This is a genomic window from Vibrio nomapromontoriensis (genome assembly GCF_050337205.1).
Lineage (GTDB): Bacteria > Pseudomonadota > Gammaproteobacteria > Enterobacterales > Vibrionaceae > Vibrio > Vibrio nomapromontoriensis.
In genome coordinates this window covers 45996-69649 of record NZ_JAKJSS010000020.1, presented here as the reverse complement: position 1 = coordinate 69649, position 23654 = coordinate 45996, and the positions used below count along the sequence as shown (strand labels likewise).

Annotated in this window: 21 protein-coding genes and 1 pseudogene; 1 reads left to right on the top strand and 21 read right to left on the bottom strand. The window is 45.3% G+C overall.

Features of this window, described 5'->3' with window-relative positions:
* Nucleotides 1–71: 71 nt before the first annotated feature.
* The gene (locus L4D05_RS21855; protein ID WP_428795275.1) at nucleotides 72–1016 is read right to left on the bottom strand and encodes a hypothetical protein; all 945 of its coding nucleotides are present in this window, start codon (nucleotides 1014–1016) and stop codon (nucleotides 72–74) included.
* 263 nt (nucleotides 1017–1279) lie between these two features.
* Nucleotides 1280–2581, bottom strand: coding sequence for a BamA/TamA family outer membrane protein (locus tag L4D05_RS21850; protein ID WP_428795274.1), 1302 nt, complete (start codon nucleotides 2579–2581; stop codon nucleotides 1280–1282).
* Between the two features lie 375 nt (nucleotides 2582–2956).
* On the opposite strand from L4D05_RS21850, the gene L4D05_RS21845 reads away from it, so the two are divergent.
* Nucleotides 2957–5128: an EAL domain-containing protein gene (locus tag L4D05_RS21845; RefSeq protein WP_428795273.1), complete on the top strand. Its 2172-nt coding sequence runs from the start codon at nucleotides 2957–2959 to the stop codon at nucleotides 5126–5128.
* On the opposite strand, the gene L4D05_RS21840 is transcribed toward L4D05_RS21845, so the two are convergent.
* The 19 genes and pseudogenes from L4D05_RS21840 to aspS form a co-directional block, all read right to left on the bottom strand.
* A complete protein-coding gene (locus tag L4D05_RS21840; protein ID WP_428795272.1) occupies nucleotides 5125–6171 on the bottom strand; it encodes a potassium channel family protein in 1047 nt (348 codons plus the stop codon). The genes L4D05_RS21845 and L4D05_RS21840 overlap by 4 nt on opposite strands.
* A 101-nt stretch (nucleotides 6172–6272) precedes the next feature.
* On the bottom strand, nucleotides 6273–7334 hold the full coding sequence (nadA, locus tag L4D05_RS21835) for a quinolinate synthase NadA (RefSeq protein WP_428753727.1): 1062 nt from the start codon (nucleotides 7332–7334) through the stop codon (nucleotides 6273–6275).
* A 251-nt stretch (nucleotides 7335–7585) separates the two neighbouring features.
* Nucleotides 7586–8371 (bottom strand): tol-pal system protein YbgF, encoded by a 786-nt coding sequence (gene ybgF, locus L4D05_RS21830; protein ID WP_428795271.1) that lies wholly within the window; start codon nucleotides 8369–8371, stop codon nucleotides 7586–7588.
* Nucleotides 8372–8400: 29 nt separating this feature from the next.
* On the bottom strand, nucleotides 8401–8922 hold the full coding sequence (gene pal / locus L4D05_RS21825; RefSeq protein ID WP_265675093.1) for a peptidoglycan-associated lipoprotein Pal: 522 nt from the start codon (nucleotides 8920–8922) through the stop codon (nucleotides 8401–8403).
* A 30-nt stretch (nucleotides 8923–8952) separates the two neighbouring features.
* Nucleotides 8953–10281: a Tol-Pal system beta propeller repeat protein TolB gene (tolB, locus tag L4D05_RS21820; protein WP_428795287.1), complete on the bottom strand. Its 1329-nt coding sequence runs from the start codon at nucleotides 10279–10281 to the stop codon at nucleotides 8953–8955.
* A 36-nt stretch (nucleotides 10282–10317) separates the two neighbouring features.
* Nucleotides 10318–11343, bottom strand: a complete 1026-nt coding sequence (gene tolA, locus L4D05_RS21815) for a cell envelope integrity protein TolA (protein ID WP_428753723.1) — start codon at nucleotides 11341–11343, stop codon at nucleotides 10318–10320.
* Between the two features lie 13 nt (nucleotides 11344–11356).
* Nucleotides 11357–11800: a protein TolR gene (tolR, locus tag L4D05_RS21810; protein ID WP_250617072.1), complete on the bottom strand. Its 444-nt coding sequence runs from the start codon at nucleotides 11798–11800 to the stop codon at nucleotides 11357–11359.
* Nucleotides 11800–12486, bottom strand: a complete 687-nt coding sequence (gene tolQ / locus L4D05_RS21805; protein WP_428753721.1) for a protein TolQ — start codon at nucleotides 12484–12486, stop codon at nucleotides 11800–11802. The genes tolR and tolQ overlap by 1 nt, the downstream gene beginning before the upstream one ends.
* Nucleotides 12476–12892, bottom strand: coding sequence for a tol-pal system-associated acyl-CoA thioesterase (ybgC, locus tag L4D05_RS21800; protein WP_428753720.1), 417 nt, complete (start codon nucleotides 12890–12892; stop codon nucleotides 12476–12478). The genes tolQ and ybgC overlap by 11 nt, the downstream gene beginning before the upstream one ends.
* 277 nt (nucleotides 12893–13169) lie before the next feature.
* The gene (gene ybgE, locus L4D05_RS21795; protein WP_428795270.1) at nucleotides 13170–13472 is read right to left on the bottom strand and encodes a cyd operon protein YbgE; all 303 of its coding nucleotides are present in this window, start codon (nucleotides 13470–13472) and stop codon (nucleotides 13170–13172) included.
* Between the two features lie 52 nt (nucleotides 13473–13524).
* A pseudogene (cydX, locus tag L4D05_RS21790) lies at nucleotides 13525–13623 on the bottom strand (cytochrome bd-I oxidase subunit CydX); the annotation flags it as partial.
* 12 nt (nucleotides 13624–13635) lie between these two features.
* Entirely contained in the window at nucleotides 13636–14772 is a 1137-nt protein-coding gene (gene cydB, locus L4D05_RS21785; RefSeq protein WP_428753718.1) for a cytochrome d ubiquinol oxidase subunit II, read from the bottom strand.
* A 15-nt stretch (nucleotides 14773–14787) separates the two neighbouring features.
* Nucleotides 14788–16374, bottom strand: coding sequence for a cytochrome ubiquinol oxidase subunit I (gene cydA, locus L4D05_RS21780; protein WP_428753717.1), 1587 nt, complete (start codon nucleotides 16372–16374; stop codon nucleotides 14788–14790).
* 519 nt (nucleotides 16375–16893) lie between these two features.
* Nucleotides 16894–17901, bottom strand: a complete 1008-nt coding sequence (ruvB, locus tag L4D05_RS21775) for a Holliday junction branch migration DNA helicase RuvB (RefSeq protein WP_428753715.1) — start codon at nucleotides 17899–17901, stop codon at nucleotides 16894–16896.
* Nucleotides 17902–17931: 30 nt separating this feature from the next.
* Complete coding sequence (gene ruvA / locus L4D05_RS21770; protein ID WP_265675085.1) at nucleotides 17932–18552, bottom strand: Holliday junction branch migration protein RuvA; 621 nt, start codon at nucleotides 18550–18552, stop codon at nucleotides 17932–17934.
* Nucleotides 18553–18662: 110 nt separating this feature from the next.
* Nucleotides 18663–20105 (bottom strand): methyl-accepting chemotaxis protein, encoded by a 1443-nt coding sequence (locus L4D05_RS21765; RefSeq protein ID WP_428753713.1) that lies wholly within the window; start codon nucleotides 20103–20105, stop codon nucleotides 18663–18665.
* Between the two features lie 130 nt (nucleotides 20106–20235).
* Nucleotides 20236–20757: a crossover junction endodeoxyribonuclease RuvC gene (ruvC, locus tag L4D05_RS21760; RefSeq protein ID WP_250617064.1), complete on the bottom strand. Its 522-nt coding sequence runs from the start codon at nucleotides 20755–20757 to the stop codon at nucleotides 20236–20238.
* Between the two features lie 3 nt (nucleotides 20758–20760).
* Nucleotides 20761–21504: a YebC/PmpR family DNA-binding transcriptional regulator gene (locus tag L4D05_RS21755; RefSeq protein WP_428753711.1), complete on the bottom strand. Its 744-nt coding sequence runs from the start codon at nucleotides 21502–21504 to the stop codon at nucleotides 20761–20763.
* A 196-nt stretch (nucleotides 21505–21700) separates the two neighbouring features.
* Nucleotides 21701–23476, bottom strand: coding sequence for an aspartate--tRNA ligase (gene aspS, locus L4D05_RS21750; RefSeq protein ID WP_428753709.1), 1776 nt, complete (start codon nucleotides 23474–23476; stop codon nucleotides 21701–21703).
* Nucleotides 23477–23654 lie beyond the last annotated feature (178 nt).

Below are 23654 nucleotides of genomic sequence, written 5' to 3'. Positions count from 1 at the left end.
TACAACGCGCTTATTCTATTTACGACAATCTACGCCCTAGAAGCCACACTCTAGAATCTAAAATCTAAAATCTAAAATCGATACCCTACTGCCACAATCAGCTGATTCCAATTGAGAAAGCTATATTCCGCCATTAAATTCCATTCTTTTTCATAGCCAAAATCATACACTGCCGCCAGTGACATGTTGGAGGTTTCTTTGCTTTTTAAATCTACGTCGAACTGCAATTCATCCGCGAGGTTAATCCCTCCCACTTGTAAATTGGTTAAGCGACCCGTGACGTTTTGTTCGATACTTTGATACTGATAGCCCAATAGCAATGCCAACTTGCCATAAGGCACATCGTAACGCTGCCCTACTCGCAACGACCCAATTTTAGTCAAAATAGTACTGTCGGTGGTGGTGGTCCAAGCGTTTGTCACGGCACCCGCAGCGGTGATAATAATAGGATTGATGCCTTCAATTACGTCGATTTGTGTGGCAATGACTGCACCAATACCAAGGTTGTAGGCTTGATATTCAATATTAATTGGAATGGTCGCGGGCACACCAAATGGTTTGCCATTGCGAGTCGCATTCGATAGGTCAGCACTGATCTCTTTATTACCTTCTGTATAACCCGCTAAGCCATATATGTTTAGAAATGGAAATACCCAAGCATCGGCTCGCAATTGAACGCTCTTATCGGTTCCTTTGATAGCAACATCATCAGCCGGCACCACGTAGTGAGCAGGCTTACCAAAGCCGCCCAGCACGCCACCTGTCGCGTCAATTTTAAAGTCATCGGTCGCGATGTATTCCACATCCTGCGAGTTCATGTAAACGCCAAAACCAACAGGAATAGGTAACTCATATCCCATTTCACGAACTTGTTCCCCCCAAATCGGTAAGCCGCTCCAGTGCGCTTGGCTTTTTTCTCTTTCGACTTGTTCTATTAACTCACTGCCTGCAGCATTAACGGTATTTAATACGGTATGAGCACAAAGCACTATCATAATGGTTAGTAATCTAATCAAAATAGGTGTTCCAGTGTTAGGGGTTAAATATTGGTAGCAAGAAGCCATAAGCTCCCCACTTAACAAAGTGCTTGATCAGCAACGTTATATATAAGTGAGGCAGGTAAATAACGGAGGCACTTAATCGAAAAAGCGAGCAAGTGCCTATGTCATGCCTAACAACTCATTAGGCATGACTTGTGAGCGGTTTAAGCGCATCTGTTAAGTTTAAACGCATCCGCATCGTTAGAGCGCATCCGTATAGTTAAAACGCTTCTGTGCAATTAAAACGCTTCAGTAAAATTAAAGTAAAACGCTGCGCCATGCTTACCCATGCCTAAGTCGAGTCGGATGTTCATTCTAGGTTGCAGCTCGTAACGATAACCTGCGCCGTAAGATAGAATGGCGTGCCCGGCTAAGTCTTCCGCAGAATTACCCACCGCACCTACACCACTCCACAGCGTCATACCATGAGCAGACAAGCCACCGCCACTGCGACGGAAGGTGTGGCGATACTCAGCGGTAACTTCTGCCGTCACACGGTCTCGATACTGGCCTTGATAGTAGCCTCGCATAGAGCTAGCACCGCCAAGTTCCGGCATATCATAATAAGGGACATCACCAAACGCTTGTTTGTATTGGCTTAGCAATGCGATTACGCGGCCCTCTTCAACACTATAGAAGTGACGGAATTCAACATCTAACTTCTGATAGTCAGCCTGGCTACCCAACGCTTGCGTATAGCTGAGAGCTTCGGTACGGAAGAACGAACCATCCCATGCATTCACCGCCACATCGCGACTGTCATATTGTAAGGTGGCACCAAGCCCCCAAGTAAATGGCTTGTCTTTAAATTGCTCGAAGTTTTCATCTAACAGCGCCGAGCCAGGTTCTGTTGTTGGCTTAAAGTAGTTGACCCTCAGTGCAGGGCCTGCGAACCAGTTATCATGCACGCGAAACGTTAATGTACCTTCATAATTGGTCACGGTTGCTTTGTACTGGGTGACGTCACCAAATTCAAAATCTTGCGCGGCATCGTAGCCAACACCCCAATAGTGTTTACTTTGTGTGCCCGCATTCCATGCACCTTGAAATTGGATATCGTTGTTGTTCCAAAATAAAGAGTGTCTGGCGCGCAGTCCGTAGCCGACTTCTGAATCAACATAGTTACCAATCACAAACATCGACACACTCGAGCGCTGTAGCTGCTCTTGCTCGCGAGTGGTTTTGAAGGAGTACAAGCCCCCTGCAGCCACCAGCAGACCTTGCTCCGGTGTATAAGCCGGGCCACCTAAAAAGCTAAACATCGGCATGCCATTAATTTCTTGATAATGTTTTTTGCCGTATTTTAAATCGGTGATGGTGTCGTCATAGCGGTCACTGTCTGGCTCGTCCTTTAGGCGATCCACGGCTTGATCATAAGATTCAACGGTTTTCTCAGCGATTGCGAGATCCGGTTCAAACTCCATCGACGCTTTATCGATAGCCAGTTGTGCATAAGAAGGAATGGCAATTGTCTCATCTGCCTGAGCAGAAACTGCGCCAGTAAGCAAAGTAACAGAAACAATCGAAGAAAGTACGCGCATAGATTTAATGATTCCAGAAGCGAATGAATGAATGTTCATTCATTATTAAAAACGGGCGCATAATAAACAGAATGGGTATTTGTATCAAGTTATATTTTGGGTTTTTATATTGGTAGTGACTATCATTACACGTTACTACTCAGGCTCTGTCTGGATAGCTGAGAAACCGGAAATCTAGCTAATGATGAATAGAGTGACAATAAAAACCGGACAAATAAACGCTGTCCCATCTCCTATTGCAAACACCCTATTGTCAGTTGATTAAAATATAGGGTGTTGAAGGATTAAATCACCCAATGGCTAACTAAATGATTGGTATTTATTATAGAATACCAATCTTTCATACAAGCATAACTGTATCTTCTGGAGCGTATCATGGGGCATTCAACTCGCAAGTTACTAGCAAAGTCCTTGTCGTCTTCGTTGAAGGTTTTCTCCGCTATCCTAGTCAGCTATTTCTGTTCATCATTTTTCGCCATTGAATTTGAAAGCTATCACGTCATCTCATTTGTCACTGCCACGATGGTAGTGTGTTTTTTGAGATATGGTTGGAAGGCCGCTCCCGCCATATTTGCTGCATTGGTTAGCTACTATCTGTACAGCGGACGAGATCTATCAACCGCATTAATTTTTGCTATCTCCATCCCTTCAGTTCCCTATCTGGTATCTAGTATTTATAACCAGTACAGAAAAAGAAACCGCCATGGCTTGAAATCATCTTTGCTGTTCACTTATTTCTCTCTGTTTGGGATGCTATTTCCTGTACTCAATGCGACGAAATCACTGGCAATCAGCTACTTTACCGAAAAAGAGCATATTTCAGCCGGCTTCATGGCGTATTCCATGCTGGGCAATTCAATTACATTGCTCACTTTAGCACCAGCACTCATGCTATTGGCTGCACTTATTAGCATGAAGTCAAATAACAATTACCTACGACTCGACAGAGAAATCCGCCTATCTACACGAAGTGATGTGAGTTTTAAGTTGTGGTTTGCGTTCAGCCTGATCCCAGTGCTACTTGGCATTACTTTTACCAATAATATTGAGCTGACATTTATTTGCCTCGCTGCTTTTATCATTATTGCATCCGGCATTGGCAAACACGGACTATTGGTCCCCCTTGCTATCGGCACGTTTACTTCATTAGTGGTTCTTTTCATCAACATCGACAGAGTGAACACGCTATTAGTGCTTGATAGTAACTTTTATGGTTTCTTGCTCATCATGCTTATCATCATTATGTTGAGTTATCTACTGGCCACCTCTGTGTTACGCAATCACGAGATAATGCAAAAGCAAATCCGCTCGGAGCGTCTCGACCCGTACACTGGGTTACTAAATATTACTCAATTACAAGAGGATATTGCAGACAAAGAAGGGGCGTTGCTCATCTACCTTGACATCACACCTACCCTTTCTAAAATTGGTGACATTGGTCATGAAGGTAAAGCGAAACTCATTCAACAGTTACATAAGCACTTAAAGAATGCTCATGACGTAGGTCACTGCTATAGACCACCGTTTTCTTTAGGCATTTTAGGCTTTAGTACATACAGCGACGGAACCGATCGTAACCTTCACAATCTATCTGATCATTTAGATAACTTTCAGTTTTATTGGAATGGCACATCGATTAGCCTTGTCGATCCAACGCTGCATTGTATTAGAGTCACTAAAGATATGAACATCAAAGATCTGGTCTCTCACCTATGTGATCAGCCATCTTTGGTGGATATTCGTCTGAATTGGTTAGATATCCCTTTACTAGAAGGACGCGTGGATAAGCTAAGTTATATTCAAAAGGTATTCAAAGAAAACCAGTTTGAGCTCTATTGTCAGCCCTACCTCAACCTTGCTGAGAAAAGTTCACAACAACACTGCTTTGAAGTCCTTGTCCGAGTTAAGCATAGCGATGGTAATGTACTAACTCCAGCCGAATTCTTCCCACTTATCGGCCAATTTGGTTTGGAAACACGCCTTGATAAATGGGTAGTATGCAACACTTTTAAAATGCTCAATGACAGCGTCGACAACTGGGAAGAAATTGAAAAGTGCGCCATTAACCTAACGGCTAAATCCTTAAATAACGCTTCGTTGGCGAAAGACCTTATCGCAATGGCAGACAAGTTTTACATTCCATTGGACAAAATCTGCTTCGAAATCACTGAGTCGGCGGCACTGCAAAATGAGCAGCAAGCGATTGAGACCATTAGCACACTAAGAAAAGCCGGCGCGAAGATTGCGTTAGACGATTTTGGTACTGGTTACGCTAGCTTTTCTTACTTACGCAGACTACCTTTGGATATTCTTAAAATAGATGGCGAGTTTGTCGTAGATTTACCAAACAGTGAAAGTGATCGGCTAATTGTTAGCTCAATCAGCGTGGTTGCAAAAGAGCTAGGGCTTGAAACCGTTGCCGAGTTCGTCGAAAGCCCCCAGCATATCGATATTTTGGAAGCGCTCAATATCACGTATGCTCAAGGCTATGGGGTGGCTAAGCCAAGACCGTTAGCAAACTTCTTAACTGAAATCTGTGGTCGTTAAGGCCTGAACGACTGAAGCGCTTGCCACGAAAAGTCATCAATACGTTCGTCGGCAATATAGAAGAGTTTGCAACCAGCATGAATTGGCGAGGTTAAATCAGGGTTTAACGCAATACCATCGCTATCATCTATGGCGATTAATGTGGCTTGATAGTCTCGCTTCATCCAATGAAAGACCATTTCAACCGTCGTTTCAGAGGCGGTTTGTGGATAGCGGGTGGAATATTGTGTCATGCCACGGGTCGAACTGAGCAGCTCTTGATGCAATGCACTCGAGCCCGGGTCAACCGCGGCTTTTGCCAACATTTCGGCTCCAACGGCAGGAATGCACTCGGAGTTAGGGCAATGCTGCCTTAATAGCTCGCTTAACGCTTCATCTTTAAAATACACTAAAAGGTGCGCCGTCGGATTTCGGTTGGCGCAATACAACGCCGCAGACAGCGTGATGTCATCTTCTGGGTTATCAATCAAAATGCAGCTTGCCTGCTCTATATTGGTTCGCTCCATTTCACGCCCATCCGTATAGCTATTCACTTTTACAAAGTCAATTTCTCCCGGCAATGGGTTTTCTATGTCAGAACGGCTGCACAACACAATGGGCCTGCGTCCGGTTTCTTCGTGTTGAAGCATTCGAATCAAATGCATGGTGCGTTGGCCGTTCCAGCCCAAAATTAATATGTGTTGGTCCACTTTTACTGTCCTTTTGCCAAGTTGTCCTGAACGCCAATAATCTAGCCCGAGTGTGGCAAGTCTGCCGAGCAAGGCCGCAAATAAACTCAAGCCCCCAGGGATAATAAACAGTACCGTCACCCACCGCCCTGCTTCCGTACCGGGAGAAAGATCGCCGTATCCCACGGTTGAAGCCGTGACAATCATAAAATAAACAAACTGAGAAATGGGTGACGTTAGATCCGTTTCACCACTGAGCCAAAGCCCTAGCCAAGATAGCCCAACATACACGCAAAGTATGGTAGCAAGGCTTCTTAATTTGAGTTCAAACAGGTGGGAGTGTAACCACTTTCTAAGCTGTAACCAGATAACCACAACATTCCTTATTTGCATCACCACATGGTTATAAGCATATATGAAAAAACCAGCCAATAGGCTGGTTTTTTCATATATGCACGTTACCCATCACAAGACAGCTACGCGTTGCCTTTCACCTGCAATTGCAACTGCTCTGCAAAATCAAGCATGCGGTTAAGCGGGATCAGTGATTTCACGCGAACGGCTTCATCAACAAAGATTTCGTGCTCTTCGCCGCCTTCGGTTAATGCACTTTCAATCGCTTTTAAGCCATTCATTGCCATCCAAGGGCAATGTGCACAACTACGACACGTGGCGCCAGCGCCCGCCGTTGGTGCTTCAATCAGCTCTTTCTCTGGCACCAATTGTTGCATCTTAAAGAAAATGCCTTTATCGGTCGCGACGATCAGTTGCTTATTTGGTAGCGCTTTCGCCGCTTTAATTAACTGACTGGTAGAACCTACACAATCCGCAAGTTCAACCACGCTTGCTGGTGATTCTGGGTGCACCAAAATTGCCGCTTCTGGGTAAACCGACTTCATGTCTTTTAGCGCTTTTGCCGAGAATTCATCGTGAACAATACACTCACCTTGCCACAACAGCATATCCGCACCGGTTTGGTTGGCGATGTAAGAGCCTAGGTGACGGTCTGGTCCCCAAATGATTGGCTTGTCTTCAGCGTCTAGGTGCTCAACAATTTCCAAAGCAATACTGGATGTCACAACCCAATCTGCGCGAGCTTTTACCGCAGCGGAGGTATTGGCATAAACCACAACCGTATGGTCTGGGTGCGCGTCACAAAACGCAGAAAACTTGTCTTCAGGACAACCTAAATCTAATGAACATTCCGCTTCTAAGGTCGGCATTAGAATGCGTTTTTCTGGGGTGAGAATTTTTGCAGATTCGCCCATAAAACGAACGCCAGCAATAATCAGCGTAGAGGCTGAATGGCGGTTGCCAAACTTGGCCATTTCTAGAGAGTCACCCACAAATCCGCCGGTTTCTTCCGCTAATGCTTGGATTTCAGGATCGGTATAGTAGTGGGCAATAAGGACAGCATCCTTTTCCTGCAACAAAGCTTTAATTGTTGCAATATGCTGTGCTTTCTCCTCGTCCGTCAATACAACAGGCTTTGGAGGGAATGGGTAGATTGTATCAATTGAGTCTAAGATGTGGCTCATAGCGGGTGCTCTATGCTACTTGCAAATAATCCGGGTATTGTACACGGATATGCGCCAGAGAACAAAGTTATGGCGGGAATATCAGTGGTGGCTTCGATAGTTCACAAAGCGTTCAACGCATTTCTAAGATAGATGTAAAAAGAGAGCTCCGTTGAACTCTCTTTTTTATTTCGTCACAGCACCTATTGGCTTAGTGGCAGCCATTAACTTATTGGTACCTATTAACTTAGAGGCACTAACGTAGGCGATGCCTATTTTAAGTTAGACTTGGCGACTTTAGCTGAAGAGCTAGCGGGATATTCATCCACGACTTGTTGGTAGTATTGTTTAGCTTGTGTGGCATTGTTGCCGCGCTTGGCTAAATCTCCCAACTTCACCAAGGCGTCTGCACGCTTGTTGGAGTCTTTAAACGCCAGTACCGCTTTAAAGCTTGCTTCGGCTTCGCTGTCTTGACGCTTGGCAAAATACAACTGACCTAGCCAGTAATGAGTATTAGGTGCAAACGTAGACTCGGGAAAGTCTTTTTGGAACTGTTTGAAAGCGGCAATAGCGCCCGCGTAGTCGCGTTTTTTCAAAATCAGATCAACCGCATTTTGGTAAGCGGTTTGCTCATCAACATTAGTACTAAATTTACCCGTTGATTCTGCGGCCTTAGCGGCAGGCACAGCCGCGGCGGTGCTGGCTTGGGAACGAAGTTTATCAATTTCGATAAACAACTCTCGCTGACGCTGAACCATTTGGTCCATGTTGTAGCTGTTGCGTTCCAATTCACCGCGAAGTGTGGAAATTTCTTGTGTCATTTCATCGAGTTGCTGCTGCATTTGCGCTTGCACTCGATTTCGGTTTTGAAGCAAACGCTCCAAACGTTGAATATCAGTTTCGTTGGTTGCCGCGTGTGCTGATGCAACAGACGCAACCGTCGCTGATGATGATGTTGCAGTGCTCAAGTCGGTAACCGGTGCTTTCGCAGCGAGCACTGAGCTCGCTGCGCCGGCTAGTAACGTAAGCGTAACTGCTCGCTTAATGTTACTTGTCATAAAGGTGAATACCTCTGTGGCCGTTTAAATTAGTAAACTAGAACAGCACGACGGTTTTTCGCGTAAGCGTCGTCAGACTGACCTAGAACTAATGGTTTCTCTTCGCCGTAGCTAACGATAGAGATTTGATCCGCTTGAACACCCAGTGCTTGGATGTATTTAGCAACAGCTTGTGCACGACGCTCGCCCAGTGCGATGTTGTACTCTGGAGTACCGCGCTCATCAGCGTGGCCTTCAATAGTCACTTTAAGTGCTGCGTCTTTGCTTAGGTATGCGGCGTGTGCTGCAAGCATATCTTCGTAATCACCTGCGATTGTTGAGTTATCAAACGCAAAGTAGATAGTTTGGTTTTCACGTAACGCTTTTTCTTTCATTTCTTGCTCAGAAAGTTGTGCGTTTTGATCAATAGGAGTCACAACAGTTGTTTCTTGTTGTTGATTCGTTGTTTCCGCGCCAGTTGAAGATGCTGCGTCGTCACTTGAACTACATGCTGTCATAGCAAGTACTGGTAGTGCGATTAGCAAACCCTTAAAAACTTTGTTTAATTGCATTGTTTTTTCCTTAACCTAAAATTTTAGTTGCTACAAAAACGGGGACCATGCAGGCGCTCGAACACGCCCGTTTGTTGCCGGTAGTCTAGCTTTAAATCGTCCATCAATAGAAACCATTGAAAGAACGTTAGTCTTGTTATAGATAGAGCTATATATCACCATGCCACCATTGGGTGCGATGCTTGGTGACTCATCCAGCAGTGTTTTCGTGAGGATTTGTACCGATCCTGTTTCTAAATCTTGTTTTGCAAGATTAAATCCAGAGTTAGAACGATTAACCATCACTAGGTAACGACCATCGGGGGTGATCTGCCCACCAAGGTTCTGACTACCCTGCCATGTGATTCGTTTTGTTTTGCCGTCAGACAAATTTACTTCATAAATCTGAGGGTTACCACCCCTATCCGACGTAAAAATAAGGGAATTTCCACCTGGTTTCCAGTACGGCTCTGTATTATTTGACCGACCACTAGTTATTTGGCGTAATTTCCTTGTTTCAAGATTCAGCGTATATACATGCAGTTGCCCTGTTTTCGACAAGGTAAGCGCTAGTGATTTACCATCAGGAGAGAATCTTGGCGCACCATTGTGACGAGGGAATGACGTAATCTTTTCACGTTTACCGGTGTAGATATTCATGATGAAGATTTCAGCTTGACCGTTTTGGAAGCTCACGTAAGCAAGACGCTTTCCATCCGGTGACCACGCTGGAGACATAAGCGGTTGCTTTGAACGAAGTACAAGCTTTTCGTTGTAGCCATCGTAGTCGGCGATACGCATTTGGTACGGATACTGATCTTTATCGTTCACGACCACATAGGCGATGCGAGTTAAAAATGCACCGCGTTCACCCGTCAGCTCTTCATACACCAAATCAGAAATTCGGTGCGCGTATTCACGAAGACGATTCGCTGGAACGGTCGCTTTCTTCTTAAAAAGCACATGGTCGTTAGACAATACCAACTGGCCATCATCGCTGAGCGCTTTTGATTGACCACCTGTCAACTGACCGCGTACCACATCCACCAGCTGGTAGCTGATTTCGTAGTTGCCATCAGCTTTCTTAGTGATGGTGCCTGTCAGCAATGAATCGACGCCAATTGGTGTCCATGATTCGAAGTCGATATCCGCAGCATCGTAGGGTGTTTGTGGCATTTTGCTGGTGGCGACTGGGCTAAATTTACCACTGCGCTGCAAGTCTGAAGATATGACCGCAGAGACATCTTGTGGCAACTTACCTTCACCCGTCCATTTAAATGGCACAATGGCGATTGGGCGTGCTGAATCAATACCATCAGTAATGACCAGTTCTAAAGCGGCATTCGCGGTTTGCGTCGTAACGCTAAACAAAAATGCCATTCCTATTAATATTCGCTTAATCACAAGCTCTTCCTTTTACTCTGGAACTACAGTCAAATTGATGTTTTTTAATTTCGCGTTTACGTCGGCTTCTTTCGCTAGCGGGAAAGTACCCACTTGTGTAATGGCTCGTCTCGTTGCTGCGCACAAACGACTATCTCCATCGAGCACTTTTACCTCACCAGCAATCGCGCCATTGCCGGCTGGAATTAGCCGTAAGTTAACTCGACATTGCTTTCCCCGAAAACTGTCCTCTAACAACAGTTTTTGTTGAATCAACTGGGTATAAATAGCACCCATTCTCTGCAATTCAGACGCGACATGCTTGGAACGAGCCGAAGTGTTTTGCTCCGACTCACTTTCCAACCCGGCAAAGATATCGTTCATCGCCGCTTCTTGCTCTTGTCTTTCACGCTCAAGCTGCTTTAAACGTTCTTGCTCTTTACGCGCTTTCTCTGCTGCTGCTTTCGCGGCTTGTTCTTTCTCTATGCGCTGGCGCTCGGCCTTTTCAGCCGCTTCTTTTTCAAGACGCGCTTTTTCTTGCGCTGCTTTAGCAGCTTTCTCACGTTCAAGGCGCTCTTGCTCAGCCTTTACAATCGCCGCCTCTTTCGCTAAGCGTTCTTGTTCAGCTTTACGTACTGCGGCTTCCTGAGTTTTTCTTTCCGCTTCCGCTTTTGCCGCGCGTTCTTTTTCGCGTTTCGCACGTTTTTCTGCTTCTCGTGTTGCCTGAGCCTCTTTGGCTTGCTGCACTTTAAGCTTACGAATTCGTTCTTCTTCCGCTTTACGGTTTCGTTCTAATTGCTCACTCTCTCGGCGCAGTTTGTCCAATCGATCTTGCTCTTTTTTCGCCGCAGTTTCGCGCTGTTTTCTAATTTCCTGCGCTTGTTGGCGAACGCGAGCAGGATCGATGACAACAGCCTGAACCATACCCGTTGGTTCAGCCTCTTTCATAGTGAAATCCGTGCCCCAGAGCAAAGCCACAATCAATACCACGTGCGCCAATAAAGAAATGGTAATTGGCTTTCCGTAGCGCGCGGCTTGCTTTTTATTATTCTTCTTCATACTGCTGCGATGACTATTCCCTGATATCGGTCAGTAGGCCAACTTTTGGTATCCCTGCCTGACTCAATTCATCTAATAATAAAACCACTTCTGCATAGGGTGTTGCGGCATCACCGCCCACAGCTACAGGTGAGTTAGGGTTAATGGAAAGCTCGGCGCGTACTCTGACTATAATGTCTTGAAGGCTTAACCCGCGTTGAACATCTTCGTTGTTCACACTTAGTCCAAAATTCCCATCGCGATCGACTTCAACGATGATAAAGCTGGATTCTGTATCTCCAGCTAAATCCGAAGCAGGCTTCGCGGTTGACGTTTTAGGTAGCTCGACATCAACCCCTTGCGTAACAAAAGGTGACGTCACCATAAAGATGATCAATAACACCAACATCACATCGATGTATGGCACTACGTTTATCTCTGCGGTCAGTTTTCTCTTTTTAGGTTGATAGCCTGCCATTACTGTTCCTTACCGGCCATTGCTTGGCGGTGCAGGATAGAGTGAAACTCTTCAGAGAATGTGGCGTAGTTATGCTCTAGTTTGCCCACTTTCGTGCTTAGTCGGTTATACGCCATTACTGCTGGAATCGCGGCAAATAGACCCATCGCCGTTGCAATCAAGGCTTCGGCAATACCCGGGGCGACCATAGCTAGCGTCGCTTGCTTTACTTCACCTAACGCGATAAAGGCATGCATAATGCCCCATACCGTACCGAACAAGCCAATATATGGGCTGATTGAGCCCACCGTTGCTAAGAATGGCAGGTTCACTTCCAGATCATCCACTTCACGAGCAACGGCAACGCGCATAGAACGCCCTGTCCCTTCCATGATAAATGCTGGAGAATCGGCATTCGATTTTCGTAAACGTAAGAATTCAGTAAAACCGCTATAGAAAATCTCTTCCGTACCGGAGAGTTCATCTTTGCGCTTCTTTACATCTTGGTAAATAACTGACAGATCAGCGCCAGACCAAAAGCGGTCTTCAAAGGTATCTGAATCTTTGGTGGCTTGAGTCAACACTTTACTACGCTTAATGATCATTGCCCATGATACGACTGACATACCAAGCAAAATCAGCATGACGAGTTTAACAAGCAAACTTGCTTGTAGAAAAAGGTCCAAAAACGAAATTTCAGCGTTCACGTTTTAACTCCAATAAGATTGACGAAGGTATGGCCTTCGGCTTCATTTTTACATTATCAATACATGCTACTTTAACCAGTGCTTTCGCGAATGTCACACCTTCCGCGTCGACTATTTCTTGTTGAAAGGTTAATGAAGCACGCTTAAATTCTGAAACGGCGGTTTTTACCGTTAGGTGGGCATCCAATCGAGCCCCCTGGACAAAGTCGATATCCATATGTCGTACGACAAAGCCGGTATGCTCAGCTAACAACACATGTTGGCTTACTCCAACGCTGCGGAGCAGCTCTGTCCGAGCGCGCTCAAAAAACTTAAGGTAATTGGAATGGTAAACTACGCCCCCGGCATCGGTATCTTCGTAATACACGGTGACCGGGAACTCAAAATAAGAGGGTAAGTCAATCAAACTAATAATTTCCTAGAAACAACAACGCCCTACTATAGCGCAAGTGCCTTAATATAACGTAAGAAGATAGGTTTGTTATTACTGCTGACAATAATTTTTGAATAAAGTGCGAAAATTTACACTTAACTGAAGAAGTTGTGAGTAGATTTGTCGTTTCACTTGCGTTTATAAAATAAAACTGCCCTATTCGAAAGTACCGCAAGGGGAAAACATCCATTACCTACTTAAGCGAGCTTCCATTTACGCAAAAGCCCGAGCATTAGCTCGGGCTTTATCTTTATAAGACGTACATTACCGTTAAGTAACTCAGCACAGTTAACGAGATGTAAGGGCTAAATAGAATTTGCCAGACCCAAAGCCTTGGCTTAAACCCTACTCCGTAGACCATGCTCGAACATAAGGACAGGACAAAAGCCAGCCCAAGGAGTGGCGTGAAGCCACCAATTTGTTCTGCATAGGCATCCGGCCGCCACATAAATAGCCCAACATGTGCAAATCCCATTAGCAATGCAATGGCCTTTAACCAGGTTTTATCTAGCCACTTATGTGCATTCGTAAACTGCTCGTTGAGATTACTCACTGTCTTTGTCCGTATCTTTCTTTATCTGTTTACCATTTTGGTCGACAGCTTCATCTTCATCCATCATTTCGCGGTGTTCTAACCACAATGCGTTGATGATGCCAAAAGCACACGCTAAAAGAACACCTAAAATCCAAGCAAAATACCACATTCTATGTGCTCCTTAGTAAAGTGAGTTTTTGTTATCTTCGATGAACTTGTCATCAAGACGACCAAACATTTTGTAGTAAGTCCAAGCGGTGTAGCTCAGAATTACTGGCACCATAACAAACGCAACGCCAGTCATTAGGTTCAACGTCAATTCACTTGATGTTGAATCCCACATAGTCAGGCTATGGTTTGGGTTTAGGCTGCTTGGCATAACAAACGGGAACATGGCAAAACCTGCGGTAAAAATGATACCGCCGTTCGCTAGGCTCGATGAAACAAACGCCAATGCACATTTTTCAAAACGCGACGCGAGTACCGCAAGCAGTGGCATCACAACACCCAACGCTGGAGCAATCCAAAGCAGAGGGTAAGTTTCGAAGTTGTTCATCCAAGCGCCCGCTTCACGGATCACTTCTTTATTAAGAGGGTTAGACGCGGCAGCGGTATCGATCGCGCTAACAATAACGTAACCTTCCAGAGTTTGAATCCAGAAACCTGCTGCAACAAACGCTGCTACAACCAGTAGGCCCATCATTTGAGCAACATTGCGTGCTCGCATGTGAACATCGCCTGTGGTTTTCATTTGCAACCATGTTGAGCCTTGCAAAATGATCATAAACACACTGACCAAGCCACAAAGCAGCGCAAATGGGTTGAGTAATCCAAAGAACGAACCATGGTAAGTCGACATCATGAAGTCGTTAAGTTGGAAAGGCACCCCTTGCAGTAAGTTACCAAATGCTACACCGAAGATAAGCGGTGGAACGAAGCCACTAATTGAGATCGCGATGTCCCAAGTGTTACGCCAGCGTGGATCTTCAATTTTAGAACGGTAATCAAGGCCCAAGGGACGCAACCATAACGCCGCTAGCGTTAGGATCATTGCCAAGTAAAAACCTGAAAATGACGTTGCGTAAACAAGAGGCCAAGCGGCAAACAGAGCACCACCAGCGGTAATTAACCAAACTTGGTTACCGTCCCAGTGTGGTGCAATTGAGTTAATCATGACGCGACGCTGTGTATCCGTTTTACCGATCACAGGTACTAGGGCGCCCACACCCATGTCGAAACCATCGGTGATAGCAAAACCAGCAAATAACACGCCAATTAATACCCACCAGATAAATCGTAAGATTTCGTAATCAAACATTCTTTTTCTCCCTGCTTACGCTTCTACTTGACGGCTAACTTTATCTTCAACCGAATTTTCATTCTGTTCGAAGTGGTAACGACCCGTCTTTAAGCTACTTGGTCCTTTACGAGCGAATTTCACCATCAGATAAACTTCGGCAATTAGGAACACTGTGTAGAGCGCGATAATGGCAAACAATGATGTCCATAGTTGGCTCATGGTTAACGCGGAAGCGGCAACATGAGTTGGCAGTATTTCACCCACCGCCCATGGTTGACGACCGTATTCTGCAACAAACCAACCGGCTTCAATTGCAATCCAAGGCAGTGGCATACCAAATAGCGCCGCTTTAAGAAGCCATGGCTTTTGGTTGATTTTTTGACGGCAAGTTTGAACAAACGCAGCACCGAAGATGAATAGCATGATAAAGCCACACGCTACCATGATACGGAACGACCAGAATAGTGGCCAAACCGTTGGGATTGAGTCATCCGCAGCCGCTTGAATTTGATCTTCAGTTGCATCAACAACATTGTCGGTATAGCGCTTAAGCAATAAGCCATAACCTAGATCTTGTTTCACTTCATCAAATGCTGCTAGGTTTTCGTCAGAGCGATCACCGGCACGAAGTTTTTCAAGTAGGTCGTAGGCGTACATACCCGTACGGATACGGTCAACGTGCTCTTCACGTAGATCACGTAGGCCTGTTACTTCCGTATCAATAGAACGAGTAGCAATAATGCCCATCACGTAAGGAATTTTGATGGCAAAGTCAGTGTGCATTTCTTCTTGGTTAGGAAAACCAAAGAGAGTGAATGCCGCTGGAGCTGGTTCCGTGTGCCATTCAGCTTCAATTGCAGCCAACTTCACTTTTTGAACATCGCCAAGCTCGTAGCCAGATTCATCACCCAGTACGATTACAGACAAGATTGACGCCATACCAAAAGAGGCAGCAATAGCAAAAGAACGACGAGCGAACGCCATGTCGCGGCCTTTTAGCATGTAGTATGAACTGATACCAAGAACGAACATTGCGCCTGCGGTATAACCCGATGCAACGGTATGAACAAACTTCACTTGCGCAACTGGGTTAAGAACCACTTCCGCGAAGCTGACCATTTCCATACGCATGGTTTCGAAGTTAAATTCTGCACCAACAGGGTGTTGCATCCAGCCGTTAGCGACCAGAATCCACAATGCAGAAAAGTTTGAACCTAGCGCAACTAGCCATGTTACCGCTAAGTGCTGACGTTTAGATAGCCTATCCCAGCCAAAGAAGAAAAGACCGACAAAAGTGGACTCTAGGAAAAAGGCAACCAATGCTTCTATGGCAAGTGGCGCACCGAAGATATCCCCCACATAGTGAGAATAGTACGACCAGTTTGTTCCAAATTGGAACTCCATGGTTAAGCCAGTGGCAACACCAAGTGCAAAGTTAATACCGAATAGCTTACCCCAGAACTTTGTCATGTCCTTGTAGATTTGCTTGTCGGTCATTACATAAAGAGACTCCATTATAGCGAGAAGAAACGCCATACCGAGTGTCAATGGAACGAATAAGAAGTGATACATCGCCGTGAGTGCAAATTGCAATCGCGACAGCTCCACTACATCTATCATGGTAACTCCTTTTGTGTCGGCTGAAAGACACGTTCTATATTAAGCGACAAGGACGACTGTTTAATTTACATTAAACTTGTTGAGACTTAGCATCATCCTTGTTGCGAATATGTACCGATTGGTTATTTATTTGTTAAGCTTGCGCTAATATAGCTGACGCTAATATTACTGCTAAATTAATTCAGTTTCAAAAGATTTATTTACTAACATGCTTTGATTTACATCAATAAAGGCAATAAGAAGATTGTACGATCTTTACTCACAATGATGCAGATCAATTTTAGCTGATATTTGTAACGATTTTGGGGAGCAGTGAAAAAACGGAAATAACGAGAGGAGAAAAAGAAATAACCCTTTAGCGGTAAGGGATTATAGTGAAACACATTGATGACGTAAATACATATTCATCAGTGACAGCGCAAGAATTAGCATACGCACTATACCAACCGCATGCCAATGCATACCGACAATATTAAAAAATAACTTTTTAATATTGTCGGTTATTTCGCTAATCAATAATCAGGATTTATCGACACCGAAGTGCAAATAGGCTCGATCAGAAGCAATTCTTCCGCGAGGAGTTCGCTGCAAGTAACCTTGCTGTATTAGATAGGGTTCGATGACATCTTCGATGGTGTCTTTTTCTTCACCAATCGCCGCGGCAAGGTTGTCTAAGCCAACCGGGCCCCCAGAGAACTTCTCCATAATGGCCAGCAGCAACTTACGGTCCATATAGTCGAAGCCTTGGTGATCGACATCCAGCATGTTAAGGGCTTTATCAGCAATATCCGAACAAATGTGCCCATCACCTTTTACTTCGGCGTAGTCTCGTACTCGGCGAAGCAACCTGTTAGCAATACGAGGCGTACCACGTGCACGACGCGCGATTTCTAGCGCCCCTTCAGGTTCCATTGATAAGTTAAGGCACGCGGCACTTCGTTGTACGATGCGCTGTAAATCGGCAATTTTGTAGTACTCGAGACGCTGCACAATGCCAAAACGGTCACGTAACGGTGACGTTAATGAGCCTGCGCGGGTCGTCGCGCCAATGAGGGTAAAAGGTGGGAGATCAATCTTAATCGAACGCGCCGCAGGACCTTCACCAATCATAATGTCTAACTGGTAGTCTTCCATCGCTGGATACAAGATTTCTTCAACCATTGGACTTAATCGATGTATTTCATCAATAAACAACACATCATTTTCTTCAAGGTTGGTCAACAGCGCCGCCAAGTCACCGGCTTTTTCTAACACAGGGCCAGACGTGGTGCGAATATTAACGTCCATCTCATTGGCGACGATATTCGCAAGCGTGGTTTTACCCAAACCCGGTGGACCAAAGATCAATAAATGATCCAGCGGTTCATTTCGCAGCTGCGCTGCTTTAATGAAGATCTCCATTTGGTCACTAACATGCTGCTGACCTTCGTAGTCGGCTAACTTTTTGGGTCTAATTGCCCTATCAATGACATCCTCGTCTTTAAAAACGGGGTTTTCTGGGGCTATAAGGCGATCGGCTTCAATCATATTTTTATCTCTATTGAATCGCTACTAAGCTTACACCATTGAGCGCAATGCATCACGAATAAGCGCTTCACTGCTCATTCCTGGTTTCGCCACTTGCGAGACAACTTTTGTCGCTTGCGCTGACTTGTAGCCCAGAGCAAGCAAAGCGCCAACCGCTTCATCTTCTGCACTGTTTGCTGAGCGCAACGACTCCATACCATCCATTGGCGCGGCATCGGTTGCAGGCGTAAACAGATCCCCTGCGCCCCACCCTTTCAGGCGGTCCTTCATTTCAACCACCAAGCGTTCTGCGGTTTTTTTACCGACACCAGGAAGCTTCACTAACGTAGAAATGTCTTCACGTTCAACACAAGAAACAAACTGGCTCGCAGACATGCCAGACAGAATACCTAAACCAAGCTTAGGACCCACGCCATTGGCTTTAATCACTTCTCTAAAAAGGGCTCTTTCGCTGACAGAATTAAAACCGTATAACAACTGCGCATCTTCACGAACAACAAAGTGAGTATAAATGATGGCTTCTTCGCCGACTTCTGGTAATTCGTAAAAACAGCTCATTGGCATTTGAATTTCATAGCCCACGCCCCCGACTTCTATCAATAGCTCAGGTGGCTGCTTTTCTACTAGAATTCCGCGTAATCGTCCTATCACAGTTTAATTTCTCATGCTATTTGTAATAGGACTTAGGATATAGAATAACTGGATGGGTATCCAGTTATTTTGGAAGGGAACAGATGAACCAATCGTGACGTTTTTGCTGTTTAAGCGAGTACTGTACGTAACCGCTCTGACAACTCGGTTCCTTCATTAATCTGCTGATTAAGCTGTTCGGTAATAATTTGAATATCATCGGCAACCGACTTGCTGTCCGCCACCGAATGAGCGACTTCACTACTGGCTTGATCCAGTTCGCCAATGGCCTGATTCTGCTGACTGACTAATTGACTTAGATCGCTAATTTCCGTTGAGATCACTTGTACCTGCTGGATCATTTGACTGAGTTCCGTCACTGTCGTTTGGATAGTCTGCTGACCAGAATTAATCTCACGCTGACTATCACCAATTAGCGCGCGGATTTCTTCTACCGAGTTACTGGTTTTCGAAGACAGTTCCCTAACTTGTTCTGCAACCACGGCAAACCCACGACCATGCTCCCCAGCTCGCGCAGCTTCAATGGCGGCGTTTAACGCAAGTAGATTGGTTTGATCCGCCACGGTAGTAATAAGCTCCATCACCGACACCACTTTTTGGTTGCTGTTGTCTATATTGGTGATCGCTTGCGTTGATGCGTTGAGCATTTCGCTGCTGCTTTCTGCTTGCGATTTTATCGCTTCGGTTTGTTGCATGACTTGCGACATGAACACCACCGAATCTTGAGTAAAGGCTGAGAGTTGCTCTAACTGTTGGCTCATTTCTTCTGCCGCGCTTGCTTGCGAGGCACTGTTTAGCCCGAGTGACTGTACGTTATCTTTAAGCTGGGACGATTGCGTGTTGACGTGGTGTATCACGCCATCGAGTTCCTCGACACTTTCATTAACAACGACGAAGGTGGCATCTAATTTCGCTTGACCTTGAGTGGCTATCTCTCCTTGTGCCTCGCTCTCTTGTAAGGCTTTTTCTGCACGAGCAATGGCACTTTCTTTCTGCTTAGAGGTAAAACTTTGTGCAAAGCAAATCACCAGTAGTGGCAAAATCATTCCAGACCAGATTTCAATGTTTTGCTTACTGGTAGAGAGCGCTATTTGTGGGAAGACATAACCACTGGTATGCAGATACGTTAACGTACAAGCGATGAGTACAATCCCCACACTCCACGTTAATGCCATGATGCGCGATGCTGATAGATAAAATGCGACAATGAGTAACGGCGCCCAAAATGCTTGAGTGGAATCAACGATGCCACCACTTTGATAAATGATGTTGAGCGCATGGCTGGTCATACCGAGAAAACCGACATTCAGCGCTATGGTAATGCCGTGAGTCCAGCGCAGCAGTGCTAACGACAGACATTCAAGGAAAATTAATACCACAGAGGTGGCAAACAACGCCGCATGACCATTGCCGTGCCATTTAATCGCACTGTATAAGCCAACAACCAGCGCAACGATGGCAAATACAGCAGTTATCTCTGCTTTTCTGAGTTGAATATGAGGTAGGCGATCAGAATCTAAAATAAAGTAGTGCCATATGACGTTGTTTTTCATTGTTATTTGGTCCTTTGACTTAACTCATCGGACCAATTATAGAAGTTAACAATAATTTAACAATGGCTTTTTCTGATTTGAAGCGAAACTGTGGGCTAGCTATCGTTAAGTTTATTAATATCCCCAACGTCTAGCGATAACGTCCTCGTTTCGCTCCTGTGGCTTTACCCGCTAATGCAATCAGTGTTTTGTTGGTGTTGGCATGACAAATCGCCACACCCAACGCGTCCGCCGCATCTGCTTGAGGTTTCGCTGCCAGTTTTAACATACTCATCACCATATGCTGGACTTGCACCTTATCCGCACCACCCGAACCGGTTACCGCTTGCTTAATAAGTCGCGCCGCATATTCATGCACGGGCAAATCGTGGTTAACCGCGGCAACAATCGCGCTACCTCTAGCCTGCCCAAGCTTAAGTGCTGAGTCGGCGTTCTTCGACATGAACACCTGCTCAATGGCAAAAACATCCGGTTGGAACTGAGTGATAATTTCACTCACCCCTGCGTAAATTTGTTTTAAGCGTCCGGGCAGCTCTTTTTCGGACATTCGAATGCAGCCACTACCAAGATAATACAAGTGTCGGCCCTGTTGCCGAATAACCCCATAACCCGTAATGCGTGAGCCGGGGTCGATACCAAGAATAATTGACATAAACTACAATGCTGCCGCTACTTCATCTGAAATATCACCGTTGTGATACACTTCTTGCACATCGTCAAGATCTTCTAATACGTCGATTAAACGCAACAATTTGGGCGCAGAATCAATATCCAGTTCCGCTTTTGTTGACGGAACCAGCGTCACTTCAGCATTCACAGAAGTTAAGCCTGCCGAATCTAGTGCGTCTTTAACCTGGCCAAACTCCGCTGGCGTGGTATAGACATCAATCGCACCATCGTCATGAGTTTCAATGTCGTCAGCACCACTTTCAAGTGCGACCTCCATCACTTCATCTTCATCCAGCCCTGGTGAGTATGAAATTACGCCCTTCTTCTCAAACAAATAACTAACGCTGCCATCTGTGCCTAAATTGCCACCTGATTTTGAAAACGCATGTCGGACACCGGAAACCGTTCGGTTGCGATTATCAGTCATACACTCCACCATCACCGCGGTTCCCGCAGGACCATAACCTTCGTAGATGACGGTTTCCATGTTTTCATCACCTTCACCACCCGCTCCTCGGCTGACGGCTCGATTTACCGTATCTCGCGTCATGTTGTTAGACAGCGCTTTATCGATTGCTGCTCTCAAGCGAGGGTTATTCTCAGGTTCGGCTCCGCCTTCTTTCGCTGCGACTACGATTTCTCGGATCAATTTGGTGAAAATTTTGCCACGCTTAGAATCTTGCGCGGCTTTACGATGACGTATGTTTGCCCATTTACTATGACCTGCCATGAGGAATCCTTTGAGTTCTATTTATTTGGTTTCTATTCAATAGGATAAACGCGAAACGCGTCGTACACACCTTTACTTTATTTCACTATACCTAAATTAAATAAAAAAAATCCCGCCTTAGCGGGATTTTTTATTCACTGTCATCAAAAGTCTGTCACGCTGGCTATATGTATTCGCCAGCGTCGCTAGAACTTTTCTATTCTGCGTCTTTCTTTGCTGCTTTCACTGCAATCGCAAGTTCGTCTAACGATGCAGGGTTAGCAAGGCTAGGTGCGTCCGTTAATAGACACGCCGCTGCGGTTGTTTTAGGGAAAGCAATCACATCACGGATGTTTTCTGTGCCACATAGCAGCATCACTAGACGGTCTAGACCGAATGCAAGACCGGCATGCGGTGGTGTACCGTACTTCAGAGCGTCAAGTAAGAAACCAAATTTCTCACGTTGCTCAACTTCGTCAATACCTAGAATACCAAATACCGCTGACTGCATGTCTGCGTTGTGAATACGCACAGAACCGCCACCCACTTCGTAGCCATTGATAACCATGTCGTAAGCATTAGAATTTGCCGCTGCTGGATTTGCTTTTAGCTCTTCCGCTGTCATGCCTAGAGGCGATGTGAATGGGTGGTGCATCGCGTGCAGGTTACCTTCATCATCTTCTTCAAACATTGGGAAATCGATAACCCAAAGTGGTTTCCACGCTGCGTTGTCGGTGAGCTCTAGATCTTTACCAAGCTTAAGACGTAGTGCACCCATGGCTTCTGCCACAATGTTTGCTTTGTCCGCGCCAAACAAGATGATGTCACCAGATTCTGCGCCAGTGCGCTCTAGAATACCGTTGATTACATCTTCGCTTAGGAATTTAGCCACTGGTGATTGAACACCTTCTGCGCCTGCAGCACGATCGTTCACTTTCATCCAAGCTAGACCTTTCGCGCCGTAGATGCCAACAAACTCACCGTAACCATCAATTAGCTTACGAGTCAGTGATGCGCCACCTGGTACACGGATAACCGCAACACGGCCTTTTTCGTCATTTGCTGGACCAGAGAAGACTTTAAATTCAACATCTTTTACTAGGTCTGCAATATCAACAAGTTCAAGCGGGTTACGCAAATCAGGCTTATCTGAACCAAAACGACGAATCGCTTCAGAGAACGGCATGATAGGGAAATCACCTAGGTCAACGTTAAGCAGCTCTTGCCACATATCGCGAACCATTTTTTCTGTTGTCTCACGAACTTGCTCAGCCGACATGAATGAGGTTTCGATATCGATTTGAGTAAATTCAGGTTGACGGTCAGCACGCAAGTCTTCATCACGGAAACACTTAACGATTTGGTAGTAACGGTCAAAACCAGACATCATCAGCAGCTGTTTGAACAACTGTGGTGATTGCGGTAATGCGTAGAATGACCCTTTATGAACACGGCTTGGTACTAGGTAATCACGTGCACCTTCTGGCGTCGCTTTGGTCAGTACTGGTGTTTCAATATCAAGGAAGCCATTTTCATCTAGGAAACGACGAACAAAGCTTGATGCCTTAGCACGTAACTTAATACGGTCACTCATCTCTGGGCGACGAAGATCGATATAACGGTACTTAAGACGCTGTTCTTCTGTATTCGTTTGGTTGAAATCAAGAGGTAGCACGTCAGAACGGTTGATGATTTCTAGGCCAGACGCCAAAATTTCAACTTCACCCGTTGCCATGTCTTTATTCACTTGGCTGTCTGGACGAACGCGAACTTCGCCCGTTAGCTTGATGCAGAATTCGTTACGAAGTTGGCTTGCCAATTCGAACACATCCGCCATATCTGGATCGACAACTACCTGAACGATACCTTCACGATCTCGCATATCAATAAAGATAAGACCGCCTAAATCACGGCGACGATTAACCCAGCCGCACAAATCTACAGTTTGTCCTGCAAGGGACTTGTTCAGGTGACCACAGTAATGGCTACGCATAATGAATTTCCCAATTTCCAATTATTAATTAAAATCAAATTGTACGAGAAGCGGCAATGGAAACAACCACAATACCCACATACAAAATTAAAGGTTCATTTATACTCGGAAAATCGTCTAAAATCGACCTAATTTGACAGTTTTATTGTGTTTAATTGCCGTCAGACTTACTGTAATT

Excerpts from the sequence above, each read along its gene's own strand:
- cydB (WP_428753718.1), bottom strand. The coding sequence starts at position 14,772 with ATGTTTGATTACGAAATCTTACGATTTATCTGGTGGGTATTAATTGGC.
- aspS (WP_428753709.1), bottom strand. The coding sequence starts at position 23,476 with ATGCGTAGCCATTACTGTGGTCACCTGAACAAGTCCCTTGCAGGACAA.
- pal (WP_265675093.1), bottom strand. The coding sequence starts at position 8,922 with ATGCAATTAAACAAAGTTTTTAAGGGTTTGCTAATCGCACTACCAGTA.
- cydA (WP_428753717.1), bottom strand. The coding sequence starts at position 16,374 with ATGATAGATGTAGTGGAGCTGTCGCGATTGCAATTTGCACTCACGGCG.
- tolA (WP_428753723.1), bottom strand. The coding sequence starts at position 11,343 with ATGAAGAAGAATAATAAAAAGCAAGCCGCGCGCTACGGAAAGCCAATT.
- ruvB (WP_428753715.1), bottom strand. The coding sequence starts at position 17,901 with ATGATTGAAGCCGATCGCCTTATAGCCCCAGAAAACCCCGTTTTTAAA.
- L4D05_RS21755 (WP_428753711.1), bottom strand. The coding sequence starts at position 21,504 with ATGGCAGGTCATAGTAAATGGGCAAACATACGTCATCGTAAAGCCGCG.
- tolB (WP_428795287.1), bottom strand. The coding sequence starts at position 10,281 with ATGGCATTTTTGTTTAGCGTTACGACGCAAACCGCGAATGCCGCTTTA.
- ruvC (WP_250617064.1), bottom strand. The coding sequence starts at position 20,757 with ATGTCAATTATTCTTGGTATCGACCCCGGCTCACGCATTACGGGTTAT.
- ybgF (WP_428795271.1), bottom strand. The coding sequence starts at position 8,371 with ATGACAAGTAACATTAAGCGAGCAGTTACGCTTACGTTACTAGCCGGC.
- L4D05_RS21845 (WP_428795273.1), top strand. The coding sequence starts at position 2,957 with ATGGGGCATTCAACTCGCAAGTTACTAGCAAAGTCCTTGTCGTCTTCG.
- nadA (WP_428753727.1), bottom strand. The coding sequence starts at position 7,334 with ATGAGCCACATCTTAGACTCAATTGATACAATCTACCCATTCCCTCCA.
- tolR (WP_250617072.1), bottom strand. The coding sequence starts at position 11,800 with ATGGCAGGCTATCAACCTAAAAAGAGAAAACTGACCGCAGAGATAAAC.
- L4D05_RS21765 (WP_428753713.1), bottom strand. The coding sequence starts at position 20,105 with ATGAAAAACAACGTCATATGGCACTACTTTATTTTAGATTCTGATCGC.
- L4D05_RS21850 (WP_428795274.1), bottom strand. The coding sequence starts at position 2,581 with ATGCGCGTACTTTCTTCGATTGTTTCTGTTACTTTGCTTACTGGCGCA.